The following is a 21,730-nucleotide window of genomic DNA, read 5'->3' on the forward strand; positions in this document are numbered from 1 at the left end:
TTTGTGTTTCATACATAATGTAGTAATGTTCGTTGTGATGAAAGGGGTAGTATGAATGGCTCGGAAACAACAATTTAATTATAATGAAGATGCAATTCAAGTACTAGAAGGATTAGATGCCGTTCGTAAACGTCCTGGTATGTATATTGGAAGTACGGATACACGAGGTCTGCATCATTTAGTATATGAAATCGTCGACAACTCTGTCGATGAAGCTCTAGCAGGCTACGGAGAAGAAATTATTGTAACCATTCACAAAGATAATTCAATTTCTGTACAAGATAAAGGTCGAGGTATGCCAACGGGCATGCATAAACTAGGAAAACCAACGCCTGAAGTTATTTTAACCATCTTGCATGCAGGAGGTAAATTCGGACAGGGTGGATATAAAACAAGCGGAGGCTTACACGGAGTAGGTGCATCTGTTGTAAATGCGCTGTCTGAATGGTTGACTGTAACCATTCATAGAGATGGATTTATTTATGAACAGCGTTTTGAAAATGGAGGAAAGCCGGTTACGACGCTAGAAAAAATAGGGAAAACGAAAAAAACGGGAACAACGATTCATTTCAAACCGGATGCCACGATTTTTTCAACAACTGTGTACAATTATGATACGCTTTGTGAACGGCTCCGCGAATCGGCTTTTCTGTTAAAAGGATTCAAAATAGAGTTAATCGATAAAAGGCATGATCGTCACGATATCTTTCATTATGAAACAGGTATTCAAGCCTTCGTTTCATATTTAAATGAAGAAAAAGATTCACTTCATCCAGTCGTCTTTTTTGAAGGGATTCACCATAATATTGAAGTTGAATTTGCCTTTCAATTTAACGATGGTTATTCTGAAACCATTTTATCATTTGTTAATAATGTTCGTACCAAAGATGGTGGAACGCATGAGTCCGGTGCAAAAAGCGCTATGACCCGTGCATTTAATGAATACGCCCGTAAAGTGAGCCTGCTAAAAGAAAAAGACAAAAACTTAGAAGGAACAGATATACGAGAAGGCTTAGGAGCCATCGTTTCCGTTAGAATACCTGAAGAATTGCTTCAGTTTGAAGGACAAACAAAAGGAAAGTTAGGTACAAGTGAAGCTCGTTCGTCCGTAGATGCAGTTATTTCTGAAAAACTTGCCTATTTCTTAGAAGAAAACCCAGACGTAAGCTCTCTTCTTGTAAAAAAAGCAATCAAAGCTGCTCAAGCGCGTGAAGCAGCACGAAAGGCGAGAGAAGACGCAAGAAACGGGAAGAAACGAAAGCGTCAAGAAACCGTTCTAAGCGGGAAGTTAACGCCTGCGCAATCAAGAAATCCTCAGCGAAACGAACTGTATTTAGTCGAAGGGGATTCCGCCGGAGGTTCAGCAAAACAAGGAAGGGACCGCCGCTTTCAAGCTGTGCTGCCACTGCGAGGGAAGGTTATCAATACCGAAAAAGCCAAGCTTCAAGATATTTTTAAAAACGAAGAAATTAGTACGATCATCCACGCGATAGGCGGAGGAGTAGGAGCAGATTTCACCATCGATGATATTAACTACGATAAAATAGTCATCATGACCGATGCGGATACGGATGGCGCTCATATTCAAGTGCTTCTTCTAACGTTTTTCTACCGCTATATGAAACCGCTTGTGGAAGCAGGAAAAGTATTTATTGCTCTTCCACCACTCTACAAAGTAAGTAAAGGGTCAGGTAAAAAAGAAGTGGTTGAATATTCATGGAGTGACGAAGAATTGCAAGGTGCTATTGATAAGGTAGGAAGAGGCTATATGATTCAGCGCTATAAAGGTCTCGGTGAAATGAACGCAGATCAGCTTTGGGAAACAACAATGAACCCAGAGACGCGTACGCTGATTCGTGTCCGTATTGATGATGCTGCTCGCGCTGATCGTCGTGTGACCACTTTGATGGGCGATAAAGTAGAACCACGCAGAAAATGGATTGAAAGCAACGTAGCGTTTGGGTTAGAAGAAGATCCAAATATTTTAGATAATGAAAATGTATTAACGGTCGCAGAGGAGGACGCACAATGACACAAACAGAACGCTTTTTAGATTTACCTCTTGAGGATGTACTAGGCGACCGTTTTGGTCGATACAGTAAATATATTATTCAAGAGCGTGCACTGCCGGATGCAAGAGACGGGTTAAAACCCGTTCAGCGCCGTATTTTATACGCAATGCACGTAGATGGAAATACAGCAGAAAAAGGTTTTCGCAAGTCAGCTAAAACAGTAGGGAACGTAATTGGTAACTATCACCCTCATGGTGATTCATCTGTATATGATGCCATGGTTCGAATGAGTCAAGAATGGAAAGTTAGAAATGTATTGATCGAAATGCATGGAAACAACGGAAGTATTGATGGAGATCCCCCAGCAGCAATGCGTTATACAGAAGCTCGCCTTTCATCGATTGCTGCAGAACTTCTACGAGATATTGACAAACAAACGGTTGAGTTTGTGTCTAACTTCGATGATACAAGCAGCGAACCAACTGTGTTACCGGCTATGTTTCCTAACTTGCTAGTAAATGGATCCACGGGTATTTCAGCTGGTTATGCTACAGAACTTCCTCCTCATCATTTAGGTGAAGTAATTGACGCAACGATCATGCGAATTGATAAACCAACGTGTACAATTGAAGAGTTGATGACGGCTATTCAAGGTCCTGATTTCCCTACGGGAGGAATCATTCAAGGGGTAGACGGGATTAAGAAAGCCTACGAGACAGGTAAAGGAAAAATTATTATTCGCGGAAAAACGGAAGTGGAGTCCATTCGCGGCGGAAAACAGCAAATTGTCATTACGGAAATTCCGTTTGAAGTAAACAAAGCCAACCTTGTTAAGAAAATGGATGAGCTTCGTTTAGATAAAAAAGTGGAAGGCATTGCTGAAGTTCGCGATGAAACGGATCGTACCGGTCTGCGCATCGTAGTAGAATTAAAAAAGGATGCAAATGCTCAAGGAGTACTTCACTATCTTTATAAAAATACGGATCTGCAAGTACCGTATAATTTTAACATGGTTGCTATTGCTAAAAAGCGACCAAAGCTTATGAGCTTGGCTAACATTCTTGATGCTTATATTGATCATCAAAAAGAAGTGGTAACAAATCGTTCTAAGTACGAACTGCAAAAAGCACGTGAACGTGAACACATTGTAGCGGGATTGATTAAGGCACTGTCGATTTTAGATGAAGTTATTGCGACCATCAGAGCTTCTAAAGATAAGCGCGATGCTAAAAATAATTTAATTGCCAAATATGAATTTACAGAACCTCAAGCAGAAGCGATTGTGTCGCTTCAATTATACCGTTTGACAAATACGGACATCACAGCTCTACAAGCGGAAGCTGAAGAGCTAGGTGCTAAAATTAACGAGTTAGAAGAAATCTTACATAGCGAGAAAAAACTTTTTAATGTAATCAAAAAAGAATTACGCCGTGTAAAAAAGCAATACAGTACAGAACGCCGCTCAAAAATTGAAGCGGAAATCGAAGAAATTAAGATTAATCTAGAAGTGATGGTTCCATCTGAAGAAGTGATGGTGACAGTCACAAAAGACGGATACGTAAAACGAACAAGCCTTCGTTCTTACGCCGCGTCTAACGGGCAAGACTTCGGTATGAAAGATACGGACCGAATTTTAGCGAAGTATGAAATTAATACAACCGAAACCCTGCTCATCTTCACAAACAAAGGGAATTATTTATATATGCCAGTGCACGAACTTCCTGATATCAGGTGGAAAGACATGGGGCAGCATATCATGAACATTGTTCCAATTGATAAAGAAGAGCAAATTGTACAGGCGATACCGGTAAAAGAATTTAAAGAAAATCAGTATCTGCTTTTCTTTACGAAAAATGGTATGGTCAAAAAATCAGAATTACTTCAATATAAAGCACAGCGCTACTCCAAAGCTCTTGTCGCCGTTAATTTAAAAGGTGATGATGAAGTAGTCGATGTATATCAAACGGATGGTAAAAAACAAGTGTTTATTGCCACTCGCTCTGGCTACGGACTGCGTTTCCGGGAAGAAGAAATCAATATTGTAGGAACTCGCGCTTCTGGTGTGAAAGGAATTAACTTAAAAGACGATGATTATGTTGTAAGCGGCGTTATCTTCGATGAAGATGAAGCTCTATCAACTGAATTATTTATCGCCACGCAGCGAGGAGCTGTGAAAAAGACAAAAATTACTGAGTTTGAAGAATCATCACGAGCAAAACGAGGGCTAGTGATGGTCCGAGAACTAAAATCTAATCCGCATCAAATTGCAAAAGTAAAAGCAATCTCTAAAGAACATTATATGATAGTGGAATCATCTAAAGGTCAAATCGAGCAGGTTGATCCGTCTACAATGCGAGCTAGCGACCGATACAGCAACGGTTCGTTCGTATTGGACCAAAGCGAAGCTGGCAATTTAGTTGATGTGTGGCTGGAAGAAAAATAACAAAAAAAGTAGTAAAGTTTTTAAAGCTTTACTACTTTTTTTGTTCAATATTTTTAAATTAAACTATGTTCTAAATAAACAATATAAAAGAATTACCCTACTCCTCATCCCAAATAAACATAATACACCTCCTACACAAGCACCTAAGAAACTTTTGAATGTTCCAATTGTCCTAAACATATATATAAAAGAACAACTAGGAGGTGTTATACATGAACTATTTTATTCACGTAACTCCTAAGACTAAACTTTTTGTTCGGGACATTGGAAAAGGGGAAGCCGTTCTTTTCCTTCATGGATGGCCTGTTAACGCTAAAATGTACGAATATCAATTTACAACATTGCCGGCCCGAGGTATTCGATGTATCGCTCCTGATCTTCGAGGATTCGGAAAATCAGATGCGCCTTTCACGGGCTATTCTTATAATCAATTAGCGGATGATATTCGCATGTTAGTAGAAAGACTGGGACTTAAAAATTATACGCTCGTAGGCTTTTCTATGGGGGGAGCCATTGCCATACGATATATGAGTAGACACTTAGGATATGGCGTGAAGAAGTTAATTTTATTAGGGGCAGCGGCTCCAAGCTTTATTCAAAAAACTGATTTTCCATATGGACTTCCAGCTGAAGAAGTAAATACAATTATTCAAAATACGTATAGAGATCGTCCTAACATGCTTGAAGACTTTGGGAAAAAATTTTTTAATCAGCCTACCAGCGCAGCTTTTAGAGGATGGTTTCAAGATTTAGGTTTAGAGGCATCTGGCCATGGAACGATTAAAACTGCGGTGTCTTTACGAGACGAAGACTTGCGGGAAGATTTGAGTCAAATTTTCGCTGAGACATATATATTACACGGAAAAAAAGATCAAATTTGTCCATTTGATCTTGCAAAAGTTATGAATCGTCATATTTCATTTTCTACACTTCTTTCATTTGAAAATAGTGGACACGGTCTTTTTTATGATGAACGTGAGAAAGTAAATGACACCCTTATTGAACTCATCAATAAAAGCTCAGCCGATAAGTAAGGATACACATTTAAAACCGAATTGGCAGCCAAATAAAAAAAGTAGAAAACCAGCACCTAACGTAATGAGGCGAAAAAGCTTAGGCGTGATAAATTTTCTTGTAAAATGAATGCTGCTCGCAATATTTAAATTCCAAAGAAGGATGCCAAAGATAATAAAGAAACTGTGAAAAAAGACAGATAACCACGTTTGACTTTGGAGGCTTTCGCTTAAGCTTGACCCGAATACACCAAACCAAAACACAATATTTAAAGGGTTCATAAGAGCAATAAAAAAACCTGTAAAAAACGACTTATCTTTTTTAACAGAAGGGTTATTTACATCTACTGAAAAGGAACGAGAGACAGCTTGCTTCATACTTTGAAAGCCAACAAATGTGAGCATGACAAAACCCGTTGCATACAGGACAACCGTAACAGCCTGCATTTGAACAAAAGGCGTTAACCCTATTAAAATGAGAAGCATAAATAAGATATCGGCCGTCATGCCCCCTAAACCAACTAGCCAAGAAGCCCAAAATCCTTTTGTCAGACCTCTTTTAATCATCTCTATATTGATTGGACCTACCGGTGCTGCGAGACTAACACCTAGAATTATTTGTTTTATAGCAATCAAAAACCACTCCAAAAACACAGCCTCCTTTCTAACTTGTCCAACAGTAGCTTATATATATATAGATTAGAGTTTTATAATTTAGAAGCGGGATTTAGTTAAAAATACTCATAAACTTTCTTTTTTTTAATACACATGTAACGTTGAGTTCCATAAGGAGGGTTTTAATGGCATCAAAAATGCTTTTTCGAGCTAATGAGATTTTAGAGTCAACGCATGTCCCGTTCTGGGGAAAAGATGCTTTTCAATATTTCCAAAGCGATATATTATCAGAAGAAAATCCATTTCCTTGTATATTAGGGGTAGAAGGCTTTAAAAAAGATTTACTGCGTTTTTCATTTGTGACTACTCCTTATAACTACCAAGATATTAGGAATGCAGCGTCGGCACTTAGAGAATACATAGATACGTTTAAGACCATAGGTCGCTATACATCCTTTGTGTTATTCTTTAAGCCTGAACATAAAGAACGTTCAATGGAAGAGTATGAAACGATGTTTTGGGATACGCTGACGTTTCTTCATCAAATTGATCAAAAGAAATGGCCGCAAGACATTCCAAGAGACCCAAAAGATGCATTATGGGAATTTTGCTTTCACGGAGAACCTATTTTTGTCGTCTGTAATACGCCTGCTCATTCTTTACGTAAAAGCCGTAAGAGCAGAGGATTTATGATTACATTTCAGCCGCGGTGGGTGTTTGAAGGTATGACAGGGGATTCAAAAATAGGGAAGCATGTACAAAAAGTCGTCCGCGATCGCTTAAAAACATATGATGACGTAGCAGCTCACCCTGAGTTAGGCTGGTATGGACAGCAGGAAAACAGAGAGTGGAAGCAATATTTTTTACACGATAATAATAACCATACTACCGGACAATGTCCGTTTAAATTAAAAAGGAGTGAGCAGCATGGACGTAAAAAAAGCCTCTATTAAAAAAGGAGTTGGCGGAAAGTTTGAAGAAGTAATTAAAGAGCTGCTTCCGGCGTATACTGGATACGTTGAAGTGCAGCATGACATTGCTTTTCAAACGCACCCGACTCATACGCATCCAACTGATGAAATTCTTCATATCCTTGAAGGATCTATTTACTTTACAGTTGAACGTGATACGGTTCTATGTCAGGCAGGAGATCGAATACATTTACCGAAACAAACGGTTCATTCGTCAAAAGCTGGTCCTGATGGGTGCACATACGTTATTTCCATTTTAAAATAAAGACGAAAGAAGATGATGCTTATGCTACGTTCCCGGCCAGTGCTGCTGCTTATCGATGTGCAAGAAGGATTTTATTCACCACAGTGGGGGGAAAGAAATAATCTAGAGGCAGAAAAACATATGCTGACGCTACTGCAAGCATGGAGGCGCCAAAATTATCCTGTCATTCACGTACAGCATGCTTCGGAAAATCCAGATTCTCCTTTACACCCAAGTTCGAAGGGGTTTCAATTCAAGGAAGGATTTGGTCCACAAGAAGATGAATACTTAATTCGCAAACACGTGAACAGCTGCTTCATTGGAACAGAGCTAGACAGTTATTTAAAAGCAAATGGCTATGATACGCTTATCTTAATAGGACTAACTACTAATCACTGCGTCTCTACGACTGCCCGCATGGCTGGAAATCTAGGGTACAGGACGTACGTTGTAAACGATGCAACAGCTTGCTTTGATTGTATGTCCTACGATGGAAAGACAAGGCTTCCTGCAGAAGATGTACATACATTCGCACTGTCTTCTTTGCATGAGGAATTTGCAACGGTCGTTTCTACAAAAGAGACACTTCAAGTTCTTCAAACCTTTCAATATGCTCAAAATCATAACTGATGTGCATGTGCACATCGGTTTTTTTATGTAGATTATGTTTATTAAAAGAAGTAAAATAAAGATAATTCTATACTATAAGGAGTTTGTACATATGATCATTCGTTATGCTAAAGAAGAAGATTTACCTATGCTTGTTGAAATTTATAATCAGTCCGTTCAAAAAAGTGCTGCTACTTTTGACTTAACGCCTGTAACGGTAGAACAAAGAAGGGGCTGGTTTAATAATCATATTAGCAATGAACTTTTTCCGCTTATTGTTGCGGAAAAAGATGGGGTAGTAGCGGGCTATGCTTCGCTTTCTTCTTATCGAGATAAAGAAGCGTACATTCAAACGGTAGAGCTATCGATTTATATTGATAAAAATCAGCAGGGGTATGGCATTGGAAAACAGCTTATGAAGCGAATTTTGGAATTGGCTAAAGAACTCAACCATCACGTTGTCATTTCAGGGATTACAAAAGGGAATGATATCAGTATCAAAATGCATGAGCAATTTAATTTTACATTTTGCGGAGAATTTAAAGAAGTAGGCTGGAAATTCGATCAGTGGCAAGATGTGCTTTTTTATCAGCTTATTTTATAAGATGTATGACACCTTTACACATTGTAACGTTTTAGTTTCATGTGTAAAGGTTATTAAAATAATAAGTCATTTTATTATTTTAATACGAAAGGTGTTAGCTATCATGAATACACATTTTCAATATCAGCATATAAGAGCTATTCCAAAAAGATGGTCCAAAAAAGAACTGCATATCCAGCTGAATAGAATCAAACACAATTCTGAACTATCTACTATAACAGCAGATCCGCTTTTTCATCTGTTACAATGTACTCGTTCGGGCCTTCAAACTAAGCAAGAAATCATAGACTACATCCAAAGCATTCCTACTCATCAACTTCCATCTTTTGTAACCCATTTAAGCAGGTTAATTCAGCATATTTATTATATAGAAGCTGCTGATTACTGCAATCGTAATCGTCCCCTCAAAGGTTATATGCTTGTTATGAAAAAACAGCCCGCCTATATATCTCTACATTTTGCTGATCAGATCACATAAAAAAAGCTCTCTATTCAAAAGAATAGAGAGCTTTTTTTATTCGTATTTTTTCACTGTTACTTGACATTCTTTTAACGGAATAAGTTTTGACTTTTTCGTCCATTTGTATCCTAACCAAACAATTAAGAATAAAGGAAGTCCGATATAAGAAACAAGTACACCGTACCAGTCAATCGAATCACCCATAAACGCCGAATAGTTTTGACCTAAAATAACAACAGCACATAAAATAAAGGCAAAGATAGGACCAAACGGGAAAAGTTTTGCATGATATGGAAGTTCACTCAAAGCATGACCTTGGGCAACAAAAGCTCTTCTAAAACGATAGTGGCTGATTGCAATTCCTAACCAAGCAATAAAACCAGACATACCAGAAGCGTTAAGTAACCATGTGTATACCGCACCGTCTCCAAAAAATGAAGCACCAAATGCAAGTGTACCGACAAGTGCCGTTGCGATTAAGGCATTAACTGGAACGCCTCGTTTATTCACTTTTGCTAAGAACCTTGGTGCTTTTCCATCTTTCGCTAAGTTCCACAGCATACGCGTAGAAGCATACATACCTGAGTTACCAGCAGATAAAACGGCTGTTAAAATAACGGCATTGATAGCCGATGCCGCAAACGCCAGACCTGCTCGTTCGAATATTAGAGTAAACGGACTTACCCGCACATCATCGCTTGCTAATGAATCCGCTGTGTATGGAATAAGCATTCCAATAACAAAAATAGCTAAAATATAAAATAACAAGATGCGCCAGAAGACTTGTTTAACTGCGCGAGGAACCGTTTTTTCCGGATCTTCACTTTCTCCAGCCGCGACCCCAAGCAACTCTGTTCCTTGGAATGAAAAACCAGCAGCCATAAAAATACCTAAGACAGTAAAGAATCCACCGTGAATCGGTCCATCACCAAGCGTGAAGTTTTTAAAACCTGGCGCTTCATTGTTAAAGATACCAAAAATCATCATAATACCAATAACTAAAAAGATGATAACCGTTACTACTTTAATTAATGAAAACCAAAATTCAGATTCGCCAAATCCTTTTACAGAAAGGTAGTTAAGCCCAAACATAATTAATAAAAACAGGGCACTCCATAAAATAGAAGAAGAGTTCGGGAACCAAAATTTCATAATAAGGGCTCCAGCAGATAATTCAGCTGCAATTGTAATAGCCCAGTTGTACCAATAGTTCCAGCCGAGAGCGAAACCAAAGGATGGATCTACAAATCGAGACGCATACGTACTAAACGAACCAGCTTCAGGCATATAAGCTGCGAGCTCCGCCAGGCTGGTCATCAAAAAGTAAACCATGACACCAATAATAGCGTAAGCTAAAAGCGCTCCCCCAGGTCCTGCTGTGTGAATTGCTCCACCACTTGCTAGGAATAAGCCGGTTCCGATGGCTCCTCCTAATGAAATCATCGTTAAGTGGCGAGATTTCAACCCACGTTTTAATTCTTGCTGCTCTTGCATAGATAAATACTCCTTTCGAATGTACGGAAAGAGACGGGATAACATAAAAAAAGCCCGCAGTATATGTGCGCGCTTTTAAATCTGAAAACCGCGTCAACCTTCCGTGAAGATAGCTCTTCACATCACTCGCATGATGTGACAGTTCTGTTCCTGTTCGGAGACAGCCCCAGCTTAAATCAACCGAGAAGTGATCTAAACTTCGGCAATTTTTCCTTTCAAGCAACATCCTCAATGTTCTCTGCATTTCCGTTACTTTACTATTAAAAACTGCGACCTCTACCTCATCGATTAGGATGAGGGTTTTTTATATTCATTTGACATAAAAGAAGTATAACAAATACTAAAACGATTGTCATTATAAAAAATAGATTCAGAAAATAGAAACATCTTTGAAATCTCTCGAATCTATTTTGTTACATATGGTATAATGAGTGTTGTCATAATACTACATAAATATCCGAACGTACCACAGGGGGAGCCGACGTGCTGAGAGTGAACAAATTGTTCAGACCCTTAGAACCTGTTAGTTAACGCTAGCGTAGGAATGTGGGAATAGTAGCATATATTTGCTTACTCCTGTGTAAACCGTTTGATATGAATGATTCAAAAACAGGAGTGAGAAACGTGAATAAAGCATTACCTTTACAGGCTAAAATTGAAATAGCTATTTTTGCAGCATTGGCTTTTTTAATTGATCTTTTACCTTCTATAAAAATTGCAATAGGCGTAAGCATTTCGTTCTCTATGGTTCCTATTTTTATTATGTGCTTTCGATGGGGAGTCAAAGGAGGAGCTTTATCCGGATTTTTATGGGGAATATTGCAATTAGCTTTAGGAAATGCATATATTTTAACCCCATTGCAAGCTTTTATAGAGTATATTATCGCTGTTACCTTTATTGGATTTGGCGGGATTTTCTCTAGTTCTATTAAAGGATACTTAGCTAATAATCAAAGATCAAAAGCTTTCTTTTTTATTATCTTATCTTTAATTATAGGAAGTTTTGCTCGTTATTTTTGCCATTTCATTGCAGGCTTAATATTTTGGGGATTTGCTGCCCCAAAAGGAATGCCTATTCTATGGTATTCTTTCTCGATAAACGGGATTTCGATGATTGGGTCGTTGCTATCATGTCTAATTATCCTTTCACTATTAATCCCATCGGCATCAAGAATGATTGTAACTAAATCACACTCATAATAAAAAAGGCTAAATCTACCAAGGTTTAGTCTTTTTTTTGTCATTTGTCACCTTTGTTTACACGAAAATGTGTCAGGTTTGATAACATAGTTAGTGAAATATTCAAAAAACTGTTTTATGATAATCACCATATTCAAACGAGATAAGGGATTGATAGCATGCTACAGAAATGGATCACGAGCATAGGTTTAGATATTGGAACAAGCACAACAAAGCTGGTTGTAAGCAAGCTGTTAATAGCAAATCAACAAAATCAGTTTACGCTGCCAGGCTGTCAAATTATTGATCGTCGCGTAACGTATGCAAGTTCTATCTATACCACCCCTATGCTAAACGATGTTGAAATCGATGTTCAAAGATTAACGGTACTACTAGAACAAGAGTATAAGAATGCAGGAATCTCCTTAGATCAAGTGGAGGCAGGTGCTGTGATCATTACAGGAGAAACGGCTAGAAAGCAAAATGCAGAAAGTATCGTTCACTATCTAGCCGAACATGCTGGGGATTTTGTTGTTGCAACAGCCGGCGCTGACTTGGAAGGAATATTAGCAGCAAAAGGATCGGGAGCAATCGAACGTTCTGCTGAAACAAATGCAGTAATTGCCAATATTGATGTAGGAGGAGGCACTGCTAACATCGCTTTATGTCAAAATGGAAAAGTGATAGAAACGTTCACACTGCATGTAGGTGGGAGATTAATTCGGCTGAATTCAGACGGTGCTGTAACCTACATTTCACCTTATTTAACTGAATTTTTAAAAAATAATTCTTTAACACTACGAGAAGGTGAAAAAGCAACATTTGAAAAGCTTTCGTCTATCTGTCAATTACTAGCTGAAGAAACCGTGAAATATGTAAAAGTGCTGAATCAAAATTCCACGCTGCTTGTTTCTCCTCATACAAGATCTTCTATACACCCCGAAACGATCATGGTTTCAGGAGGAGTAGGAGCAATGATGGAGAAGCAAAAGCCAAAAACCGTGAAAGAAGTGGCCATACATGGAGACATTGGTCCGCTTCTAGCATATCATTTTCAATCCATCCAAATATCTCAAGCCGCTGAGACAACGCGCGCTACTGTAATTGGTGCTGGTATGCAAAATACAGAAGTTAGCGGATCAACCGTATACATTGGGTCGAAGCGGCTGCCGCTAAAAAATATTCCGATTATAGAGATACCCGTTCAGCAAGAAGAGACGTGGAATCCGCAGCTGTTTCAAGAAAGAGCTCGGGCGTCATGTATGCAGGCTTCAACTATTTTCAGTGCAGAAGATCCCCCCGCTGCTATTGCTTTATCTCATTTTCCTTACTGCAGCTATAAGATGCTTCAAGAATTAGCAAAAGTAATAAGCGCTGAATTTATTGCTTGTTTTAAGGGAGCTAAGTGCCTCGTTGTTCTATGCGAACAAGATATTGCAAAAGCCTTAGGACAAGCATTAGCTAAACAGAGCAAAGAGTTAGAAATTATTTGTTTAGATCAAATTGATTTTACACACGGAGATTACATTGATCTAGGGTTACCAGTAGCTGGAGAGGCGATCTCCGTTTCCGTTAAAACGCTCGCTTTTTCATCATAATCTATTAAATATCTAAGGAGGAAAAGATGTTTAAAACTACACGATTGTTAGGAGAAACATTTTCATTTTATAGCTTAAAAGAAATTATGGCCAAAGCAAACGAAGAGCGTTCTGGAGATCAGCTAGCGGGAGTTAGCGCTGAATCAATGAAAGAACGAATGGCAGCAAAGCAAGTTCTAGCGGATATCACACTTGCTGATATTCGAAATTACCCGCTGCTCAGCGCAGATGAAGACAACGTCTCGGCATTAATCGAAAGTCAGATTGATTCATCGGTTTACGACATTATTAAAAATTGGACAGTAGGAGGTTTAAGAGAATACATTTTATCCGATCAGCATAGCGGAGAAGACCTTCTTGCACTTAGCAAAGGGTTAAGCAGCGAAATGATTGCGGCAGCTACTAAAATCATGTCCAATTTAGATTTAATTCAAGGAGCTGCCAAGATAGAAGTGCAAACTAGTTGTCAAACGACTATCGGCCAAAAAGGAGTATTGGCTTCTCGAGCCCAGCCTAATCATCCTTCAGATAACTTAAAGGGAATGAGAGCATCTCTATATGAAGCGTTAAGCTATGGAATTGGAGATGCGGTTATCGGAATTAACCCTGTTATTGACACAACGGATAATATCTACGCGCTTTTGAATGAAACAAAAAATATAATCAATGAATGGGCAATCCCAACTCAAAACTGTGTGTTGTCACATGTGACGAGTCAGATGAGAGCAATTGAAAAAGGAGCATCTGCTGACTTGATTTTTCAAAGTTTGGCAGGCACAGAAGCCGGTAATGATTCATTTGGAATTTCACTGTCTATGCTTGATGAAGCGACAGCGCTAATTCATGAAAAAGGGACGGCAAAAGGTCCGAACCGCTGGTATTTCGAAACAGGACAAGGTTCTGAACTGTCATCGGAAGCTCACTATAATATTGATCAAGTAACGCTTGAAGCTAGATGTTACGGCTTAGCTCGTCACTATAAGCCTTTCTTAGTTAATACGGTTGTTGGATTTATTGGACCTGAATATTTATATAACAGCAAACAAGTTCTACGAGCTGGGTTAGAAGATCATTTTATGGGCAAAATGCACGGCCTGCCTATGGGAGTAGACGTATGTTACACCAACCACATGGATGCTGATCAAAATGACATGGATAATTTAAGTATGCTTCTGGGAACAGCTGGAGTGAACTTTGTCATAGGAGTGCCCATGGCTGATGACTGCATGCTAAACTACCAGTCTCTTAGTTATCATGACATCGCAACAGTACGTAATGTACTTGGCCGTACCCCAACGCCGTTATTTCAAAAGTGGCTTGAAGATCAGCGTATTATGGAAAACGGACGCTTTACATCAAGAGCTGGAGATCCAACTATTTTTATGAATTTGATTTAAGGAAGGTGCTTACTATGATACCAATGTCAAATCGAGATCCGCTAGAAACACTTAAACAATTTACCCCTGCCCGCATAGGTGTCGGCCGTACAGGAACAAGGCCGCTAACAAAAGACGTTTTATCTTTTCGCGCGGATCATGCTGCAGCCGTAGATTCTGTATACGGCGCAGTTTCAGAAGATATTCTATCTGAGTTTAACCTTTTTTCTGTGAATACACGCGTGGAGTCAAAAGAACATTATTTAAAACGGCCGGATCAAGGGAGGTTATTAGCAGATGACGCTAAGAAAGAAATTTTTAAAAACTGCGTGCCACAGCCTGATGTACAAGTAGTGGTATCAGATGGACTGAGCGCTAAGGCAATTGAAGAAAACATGAGCGACGTGTATCCTGCTTTAATCGATTCACTGGAGTCATATGGACTTCGTATCGGAACTTCATTTTTTGTAAAAGGGGGACGAGTTGCGTGTATGGATGAAATTGGCGAGATCATAAAGCCAAAAGCACTTGTGCTATTGATTGGAGAGCGACCTGGGCTGGTTAGTGCTGAATCAATGAGTGCTTACATGTGTTATGAACCTAGAAAAGGTAAAAAGGAGTCTGACCGTATGGTTATTTCTAATATTCATAAAAGAGGGACGCCCCCTATTGAGGCAGCCGCGCATATCGGTACCATGATTGACAAAATGATCAAGCAGCAAACAAGTGGTGTACATCTTATTGTCTAAACATCAAAAGGAGGAGAAGATATGGCGTTACAAAAACAATTAAAACCTATTCATTTATGGGCTATTTCAGTAGGCATGGTTATTTCAGGACAATACTTTGGGTGGAATTACGGGTTTGAACAAGGCGGGATTATCGGACTTGCAATTGCAACCTTAATTGTAACCGTGTTTTACACAACGTTTATGTTCAGTTATGCAGAGCTTTCAACGTCTATCCCGCAAGCCGGTGGGCCTTCAGCTTATGCAAGAAGAGCACTTGGACCTTTTGGGGGATATATCGCAGGAATTGCATGCTTGCTTGAATTTATTTTTGCTCCTCCTGCTATTGCGGTCTCAACAGGAGCATACCTACACTTCCTTATTCCAGCCGTTAACCCTGTATATGCAACGGTAGGCGCTTTTATTTTCTTTGTTTTATTAAATTTAATCGGGGTAAAAGAAGTAGCAGTGATTGAGCTTACAGCTACCATTGTTGCACTAATTGGTTTATCTATTTTTTATGTAGCTGGTTTGCCTCATGTACAAACATCGAATATTTTTAATGATCATTCATTTATTAACGGGCCAACAGGGGTATTAGCAGCTATTCCATTTGCTGTTTGGTTTTATCTGGCAATAGAAGGCGGAGCGATGGCAGCAGAAGAAGTGGAAAATCCTAAGAAAAATATCCCTAAAGGGTTTATTGGAGCGATTATTACTCTAGCAACCGCAACCTTGTTTACACTATTTGTAACAGCAGGACTTGGCGGAGGAAGCGGGAAACTAGCCGATTATCCACTTCCGCAGGCACTGTCTTCTGTATACGGAAACGGCATTTCAACCGTGGTTGCTATTATTGGATTATTCGGATTGATTGCTAGTTTAAATGGAATCATCATGGGATTTTCAAGACAAACCTATGCACTTGCACGAGATGGTTACTTCCCTAAATTTCTTGCTAAAACGAATAAAAAAGGAGTTCCTGTCGGCGGTTTGTTGATTCCGGGAGCAATCGGCGTGATTTGTGCAGGATCTGCCACGTTTGCCAATGCACTTATTATCTTATCCGTGTTCGGAGCAATGATGATGTACTGCATCAGTTTAGTTTCTCTTTTTATTTTACGCAAAAAAGAACCTAATCTATCCCGTCCTTTTAAAGTGAAATACCCGGTAGTGCCAAGCGTTGCCTTAGTATTAGGGATTCTATGCTTATACAGCATTATAAAATACAGTGTTCTTACAACAAATTTAATGCTGTTTGGTGTTTCTCTACCTTTAATGTATGTGATTCTTGGAATTTTCCTTCTTTCAATTATTTACTATGTCTTTTATGGTTCTAGACAGCTTAAAAAAGAAGCAGCCAATTCATATCAAGAAGCGTCTATTAAATAAGAAGAAAAACGGCTCGCTGTAAAGGCAAGCCGTTTTTCTTGTGAAATTAAAGGGTTGAGCGTTTTTTTGTAGAATGATATACTAGGTCTGTTTGTTGGAAGATTATACATACATTTATATTAGACAAAGAAGGGGCAATTATGATGAACAAACGTAATACGATCATTATCACGGTTGTTTCATCTATTCTGTTATCAGCCTGTCAGCAAGAAGAGACAATAAAAGACGGAAATACAATGATAGTAGAAAAAGATGCAAAAAAAGTACTAAATGAACCAAAAACACAAATGGAAAGCATTCAATCGATTGATTTAAATAAAGAAGCAATGAGCGGAAAATTTATTACAGCCTGGATGACTGATTACTTTTCAGCGTTTGGAAAAGCAGTTGATCAAAACTCCTTTGATGATCTAAAAGCTTTTTTGAAAGCGGACAGTTCTTTTTATAAAGAGCAGAAACTTCTTGTTGAAAATTTCACACGCCAAGGTATCGAGCAGAAGAAGCAAACGTTTCATATTGTCAACTGGTATGAAGAACCTAACCATGTGTTCAAAATACAAACCCACGAGGAAAGCTTATTAAAGCAGCCGGGTAAAGAACCTTATAATAAAATTTGTGACCGCCTTTATACAGCCGTTTATCAAAACGATACGTTAAAGCTATCGAGTGTAGAACCATTTGACTTTTCATCTAAACCAAATGAAAGCACTGAAACTCCCACTACACAAACAACAGACTTACACGACTACGATGGAAAATGGACCACTGGCAATGATAACGGATCTCCTATCATTCAATTTCTTGCTACATCCAATTCGGAAGCAACGATTAAAATAAACTCGTACCAGCCACCTAGCAAAATCCGCGTGTCAACCGTTGAACAAAAAAATATTCGCTTTGAAAATAACCAAGCAGCCATTGAATATGAAAATGATGGACAAGGAAATAAAGGAACAATTGTCATTACGCTCAAAGAAAATTCCATTTCATTACTTGCTAAAACAGATCAAAATAAAAAGGCAAAGTGGGGAATTCCAAGCGGTGATTACGTGCTCGATACGTTTGAGAATTAAAGATCATTTTAAAAACAGACTAAATTCGGCCTTGAGGAGGACACCTTATGTATAAAAAATGGACGATTGCATTCGTTCTACTGCTGCTAATGGTTTTGACAGCCTGTGAAGAAAAAGAAACAGTTAAGTTATCCAAACCAACCGAACCTTCCTCAGATGAAGTGATCCCAAAAGATCAAGCCAAGTCATCTATCAAGCCTGATCTTGTATCAGAAAAAAAAGCACAAAAAACTGCGGTTGAGACGATGAACAAAATTTCAAGTACCTATAAAGAATTAGGCGAAGAGTACGAATGGGAAAATGAATCTAACCCTGCTGATTATGAAACGCTAAAAAAAGCGCTAACGCCATACGCAACATCATCTTTAATTGCAACAAAGCTAAAAAGTATCTCTACTAATTATTACTGCAAAGAATGCAACATGAGCTTTTTTCCTGATGTAACTCATCTCATTCGATTTGAACTTATTAACAATCATGCTGGGCAATTTTCGGTCTCGGCTATTGAGCCAATTAGTAAAGAAGGAAGCGGCGGACTGACCATTTACATGAATTTTAAATACGTTAATAAGCACTGGAAGTTAAACGAATGGGATGAAGTTACCTATCATCAAAAATACCTCAACATTACGGCCGATGAATATATCGAATACGTAAAGTCAATTAATCCCTCTAGTGATATTTCATACCAAGGTGAAACAACACGTACAAATGAAAAAGGGGAAAAGGAAGAAATCTTAGTTTTCAAAGAGAACAATACAAAGTATGCCATCAGCAAAAACAGTTCTCAGCGGATCGACGATTTTAAAGAAGGTGAAAAAGAAAAAGAAAAGAAGGAAGAAAAAGATTTTAATTTAAAAAACATCCAAAAAGTTGATCAAGAAACAGCGGATATTTTTATTGAACATTACTTAAGAGATTTAACAAAGTCCATTAACACAAATAAATTTGAACACGTACAGCCTTATATCGAACAGGACAGTGTTTTATGGAATGATCAAAAGCAGCTTGTGAAGATGCTGTATGAAAGAGATATTCGAGAAGAACTCGTTGATTATTCGGTATTAGATGTTGAATCTATGAGTGAAGAAGAGGGCGAAGCGGTCTATACAATCCAAACGAAAGAAGTCATTTCAATTACAACGAACGGTCAAAGTCAGGAAAAAGAGTATTATCGAACCTATACCGTTTCCTACAGCAATAAACAGCTGCACCTGACTAAAATTGAATCACTTTAAAAAAACATCACGCAGAGCGTGATGTTTTTTGTTACAGAAAGAAATTCTAGAAAAGAACTTGGCGGGATTCGAACCCGCAAGATGCACAGCTGTATAGGATAATACGACTGGCTGCTCTGCTATTGAGCTACAAGTTCACAATAGAAGTATTTGTTTCTTTTGCTTTTGTTATTCATCGGCTTACGATTCATTGATTTTTCTTTACAAGCAAACTAACTTCTTGCAACGTTAGTTTCTCATTGCTAAACAAAGCTTATTCTCTTTAAAACCCTTTACTTGACTAACGCAAGATAACTCTTCCTTATCAAGCGTTTATATGATAAAGTAGAAAAATAAGCAGAAAATAGAATAAATTTTACATATAATGGATATATATGTTGGAATCTTTAAAAACCGGCTTTTTAAATTGAGTTTTGAGAGGTTTTTAAAAACTTTTAATGGCATTTGTCGTGGATTGATAAAAATTTGTTATATCGAATCCTGGTTCGTTTAAAAAGTATATCTTCGTTTTTTATAATTAGGAGGGGTAAAATGGAAGAATTTGAATTGTCGCCTGCGAAAAATTCGTTTCGCCAGCTAAAAGAGCAGTGGGAAGAGGCAGAGCTGTTAGATGAAGATAACAACTTGAATTTAAAGCACGTTTCAGATGAAGAATTTATTCAGCTCTTTTTTTCAATGCGTATTATCAAAAAATCACTTTCTCCTCATACGATCAGATCTTACAATCAAGACATGAAAACGATTCTGTCTTTTTTCTATGAACGAGAGATTACATTAAAATCGATTGGATTTATGGAAGTCAAATTATTTAATGAAGAAATGATGAATCAATATGCAAATCGAACTGCTGCAAGAAAGCTAGAATTTTTTAGAAGAATGCTAGAGTTTGGACACGCTACTCATTTTTATCCTTCGCTGTATACGACGTGGATTGAAAAGCCATCTATTGCAAAAGGACACTACAGTGATAAAGAAAAACAAAATCGCACCGAGTATCGAGAGCTAACCGATCGCGAAGCACAGGTAATTGTAAATGCGTTAGAATCCGTCGTGCGCATTCGCCAACATGAAAAGGAATTCAAAGCGCGCAACCGCTTAATGGGAATGCTTTTGTATATGAGTGGAATGCGTTCAAGTGAACTGCTGAGTTTAAATTGGGGAAGCTTCCGCGAAGACCGCCGAGGAAATTTGGTTGTAGATGTGATTGGTAAAGGAAAAAAAGAACGAACGATTCCTGTGTTTGACGATGTGAAAGAAACGCTTAACGCTTACCGGCAAGCGTTAAATGAAAGCACTGAACTAAGTCCTTTTGACACCGAACCGCTTTTTTATTCCATTAAAGAGTACTATCGTACCGGGGAAAAGAAGCGACTGTCCTATACAACATTGTATCGAACGATTAAATCAGCTGTTTATAAAGTAAAAGGAAACGCGTCTATTTCTCCTCATTGGTTTCGTCATACCTTTATTACAAATAGTTTAGCTAATGACGTTCCGCTTGCGGTTGTGAAACAAGTAGTAGGGCATTCTTCTATTGCTACAACGAACGTTTATCTTGAAAAACTTCAAGAGGATACAATATACGACGCGTTTCGAAAATCGGGTTATCGCTAATTACTTATAATATTTTTATGTAAACTAAAAAACATATTTTTTCATTTTTACTGCTTATGCGTATGAAATAAGTTGTATAAATGAATAAGTTACTTTTCCTACAATATAATGGTAGAAAGTCGATAAAGGAGGGAGCTACCTATGACGGCTAAACATCCGCTTCACTACCATTTCGGAGAAGTAACGGAGCTTTTTCATTACATATACGAAGTTTGTGAAACAGCAGGTATTTATATTGACTGGAGCGGAACAGCCCAAACCGTTCAGCTATACCGAAGCAAGGAATCTTTTTTATCCGGAGAGCGCTACATTGGAGCGATTCAGTATGAGGGAAGCAATCAGTTTCAAAAAAGGTGGCCTTCTACCGTCAGTTTGAGATTTCGACGTGCGAACTTGTCGTTTATTTTAAAATATTGTTTAGAACAAATTGAAGACTACCGCAAAGACACGAACAAAGAACCCTTCATTAATCCAAATGCAGAATCCATCGCGTTTAAATTCACCTCTTTAACAGATGAAACCAAACAAGTGATTTCAAAAATCAAAGAAGTACTATGCATCGCCAACTACGTGTAAAACCCCGCAGAATGTTAGCTGTGGGGTTTTGGGTATTTAACGCAGGTCTTCTGCGTCTTGAAGCAATTGTTCGGCGCGGTGTTCAAGTTTTTGTAAAGTCTCGGTGTAAATTTTAACCTGCTGCTCGTTTAATCCGGACGTTAATTCGAAAAATACCTGTTCTACAGCAGGCGTTACTTCTGCTTTTAAACGCAGGCCGTCTTCTGTTATTTGAATAAAAAACGAGCGGCGATCTTCTGGATTTCTGATACGTTGAATCCAATTTTGCTTTTCTAGTAAATCTAAAATTTTAGTCAGCGTCGCTTGATCTTTATCCGCTCGTTCAGCTAATTGTTTCTGCGTACTATATTCAGCTTCTGATACGCGTTTTAAAACGGTCCACTGTTCTGGCGTAATCCCAAAAGGACGCAAGCGTGCGGCAACTACTCTGCTTAAGCGCTTACTTGTACGAACGGTGGGAATGCCGAACATTTCTTCTAACGATTCCATAT

General features: G+C 38.4%; 20 protein-coding genes, 1 tRNA gene and 2 riboswitches. Of the genes, 17 read left to right on the forward strand and 4 right to left on the reverse strand.

Going from position 1 to position 21,730, the window contains the following annotated elements:
• Positions 1-55: 55 nt before the first annotated feature.
• The 3 genes from parE (at position 56) to MMB69_RS11850 (ending at position 5,489) form a co-directional block, all read left to right on the forward strand.
• On the forward strand, positions 56-2,032 hold the full coding sequence (gene parE, locus MMB69_RS11840) for a DNA topoisomerase IV subunit B (RefSeq protein WP_221785052.1): 1,977 nt from the start codon (positions 56-58) through the stop codon (positions 2,030-2,032).
• A complete protein-coding gene (gene parC / locus MMB69_RS11845) occupies positions 2,029-4,455 on the forward strand; it encodes a DNA topoisomerase IV subunit A (protein WP_221785053.1) in 2,427 nt (808 codons plus the stop codon). Before parE ends, parC begins: the two co-directional genes overlap by 4 nt.
• Positions 4,456-4,667: 212 nt before the next feature.
• A complete protein-coding gene (locus MMB69_RS11850; protein WP_221785054.1) occupies positions 4,668-5,489 on the forward strand; it encodes an alpha/beta fold hydrolase in 822 nt (273 codons plus the stop codon).
• Here the strand turns inward: MMB69_RS11850 and MMB69_RS11855 are convergent.
• Complete coding sequence (locus MMB69_RS11855; protein WP_221785055.1) at positions 5,475-6,116, reverse strand: LysE family transporter; 642 nt, start codon at positions 6,114-6,116, stop codon at positions 5,475-5,477. The two genes, MMB69_RS11850 and MMB69_RS11855, sit on opposite strands and share 15 nt — an antisense overlap.
• 152 nt (positions 6,117-6,268) lie before the next feature.
• On the opposite strand from MMB69_RS11855, the gene MMB69_RS11860 reads away from it, so the two are divergent.
• From MMB69_RS11860 to MMB69_RS11880, 5 genes are all read left to right on the forward strand, one after another.
• On the forward strand, positions 6,269-7,036 hold the full coding sequence (locus MMB69_RS11860) for a YqcI/YcgG family protein (protein ID WP_115654057.1): 768 nt from the start codon (positions 6,269-6,271) through the stop codon (positions 7,034-7,036).
• Positions 7,011-7,319, forward strand: a complete 309-nt coding sequence (locus tag MMB69_RS11865) for a cupin domain-containing protein (RefSeq protein ID WP_221785056.1) — start codon at positions 7,011-7,013, stop codon at positions 7,317-7,319. The genes MMB69_RS11860 and MMB69_RS11865 overlap by 26 nt, the downstream gene beginning before the upstream one ends.
• Before the next feature lie 21 nt (positions 7,320-7,340).
• Positions 7,341-7,928 carry a cysteine hydrolase family protein gene (locus MMB69_RS11870; protein ID WP_221785057.1) on the forward strand — a complete coding sequence of 196 codons (588 nt, stop codon included), beginning with the start codon at positions 7,341-7,343 and terminating at the stop codon, positions 7,926-7,928.
• Positions 7,929-8,019: 91 nt separating this feature from the next.
• Positions 8,020-8,511: a GNAT family N-acetyltransferase gene (locus MMB69_RS11875; protein ID WP_221785058.1), complete on the forward strand. Its 492-nt coding sequence runs from the start codon at positions 8,020-8,022 to the stop codon at positions 8,509-8,511.
• 103 nt (positions 8,512-8,614) lie between these two features.
• Positions 8,615-8,989: a hypothetical protein gene (locus tag MMB69_RS11880; RefSeq protein WP_221785059.1), complete on the forward strand. Its 375-nt coding sequence runs from the start codon at positions 8,615-8,617 to the stop codon at positions 8,987-8,989.
• Positions 8,990-9,025: 36 nt separating this feature from the next.
• Here the strand turns inward: MMB69_RS11880 and MMB69_RS11885 are convergent, their stop codons facing one another.
• Positions 9,026-10,465 (reverse strand): amino acid permease, encoded by a 1,440-nt coding sequence (locus tag MMB69_RS11885; protein WP_025751749.1) that lies wholly within the window; start codon positions 10,463-10,465, stop codon positions 9,026-9,028.
• A 102-nt stretch (positions 10,466-10,567) separates the two neighbouring features.
• A riboswitch (Lysine riboswitch) is annotated at positions 10,568-10,752 on the reverse strand.
• Between the two features lie 174 nt (positions 10,753-10,926).
• Positions 10,927-11,027, forward strand: a riboswitch (TPP riboswitch).
• A gap of 32 nt (positions 11,028-11,059) precedes the next feature.
• Between MMB69_RS11885 and thiT the strand changes: the two genes are divergently transcribed.
• The 7 genes from thiT (at position 11,060) to MMB69_RS11920 (ending at position 19,049) form a co-directional block, all read left to right on the forward strand.
• The gene (gene thiT / locus MMB69_RS11890; protein ID WP_277447768.1) at positions 11,060-11,665 is read left to right on the forward strand and encodes an energy-coupled thiamine transporter ThiT; all 606 of its coding nucleotides are present in this window, start codon (positions 11,060-11,062) and stop codon (positions 11,663-11,665) included.
• A gap of 158 nt (positions 11,666-11,823) precedes the next feature.
• Positions 11,824-13,242: an ethanolamine ammonia-lyase reactivating factor EutA gene (locus MMB69_RS11895; RefSeq protein ID WP_277447769.1), complete on the forward strand. Its 1,419-nt coding sequence runs from the start codon at positions 11,824-11,826 to the stop codon at positions 13,240-13,242.
• 26 nt (positions 13,243-13,268) lie between these two features.
• Complete coding sequence (locus MMB69_RS11900; RefSeq protein WP_221785062.1) at positions 13,269-14,639, forward strand: ethanolamine ammonia-lyase subunit EutB; 1,371 nt, start codon at positions 13,269-13,271, stop codon at positions 14,637-14,639.
• Positions 14,640-14,653: 14 nt separating this feature from the next.
• A complete protein-coding gene (gene eutC, locus MMB69_RS11905; RefSeq protein WP_277447770.1) occupies positions 14,654-15,367 on the forward strand; it encodes an ethanolamine ammonia-lyase subunit EutC in 714 nt (237 codons plus the stop codon).
• 21 nt (positions 15,368-15,388) lie between these two features.
• Positions 15,389-16,738 carry an ethanolamine permease gene (eat, locus tag MMB69_RS11910; RefSeq protein ID WP_221785064.1) on the forward strand — a complete coding sequence of 450 codons (1,350 nt, stop codon included), beginning with the start codon at positions 15,389-15,391 and terminating at the stop codon, positions 16,736-16,738.
• Between the two features lie 143 nt (positions 16,739-16,881).
• Entirely contained in the window at positions 16,882-17,811 is a 930-nt protein-coding gene (locus MMB69_RS11915; protein WP_277447771.1) for a TcaA NTF2-like domain-containing protein, read from the forward strand.
• A gap of 47 nt (positions 17,812-17,858) precedes the next feature.
• The gene (locus MMB69_RS11920) at positions 17,859-19,049 is read left to right on the forward strand and encodes a TcaA NTF2-like domain-containing protein (RefSeq protein WP_221785066.1); all 1,191 of its coding nucleotides are present in this window, start codon (positions 17,859-17,861) and stop codon (positions 19,047-19,049) included.
• A gap of 53 nt (positions 19,050-19,102) precedes the next feature.
• On the opposite strand, the gene MMB69_RS11925 is transcribed toward MMB69_RS11920, so the two are convergent.
• A tRNA-OTHER gene (locus tag MMB69_RS11925) sits at positions 19,103-19,186 on the reverse strand.
• Between the two features lie 394 nt (positions 19,187-19,580).
• On the opposite strand from MMB69_RS11925, the gene MMB69_RS11930 reads away from it, so the two are divergent.
• Together MMB69_RS11930 and MMB69_RS11935 are read left to right on the forward strand one after the other, a co-directional pair.
• Positions 19,581-20,663, forward strand: a complete 1,083-nt coding sequence (locus MMB69_RS11930) for a tyrosine-type recombinase/integrase (RefSeq protein WP_264409218.1) — start codon at positions 19,581-19,583, stop codon at positions 20,661-20,663.
• 141 nt (positions 20,664-20,804) lie between these two features.
• Complete coding sequence (locus MMB69_RS11935; RefSeq protein ID WP_013083346.1) at positions 20,805-21,239, forward strand: hypothetical protein; 435 nt, start codon at positions 20,805-20,807, stop codon at positions 21,237-21,239.
• Positions 21,240-21,275: 36 nt separating this feature from the next.
• Here MMB69_RS11935 and MMB69_RS11940 read toward each other — a convergent pair whose 3' ends face one another.
• A complete protein-coding gene (locus tag MMB69_RS11940) occupies positions 21,276-21,728 on the reverse strand; it encodes a MarR family winged helix-turn-helix transcriptional regulator (RefSeq protein WP_221785068.1) in 453 nt (150 codons plus the stop codon).
• Positions 21,729-21,730: the final 2 nt, after the last annotated feature.

It is taken from the genome of Priestia sp. P5, from assembly GCF_029522155.1.
GTDB classification, from domain to species: domain Bacteria; phylum Bacillota; class Bacilli; order Bacillales; family Bacillaceae_H; genus Priestia; species Priestia megaterium_E.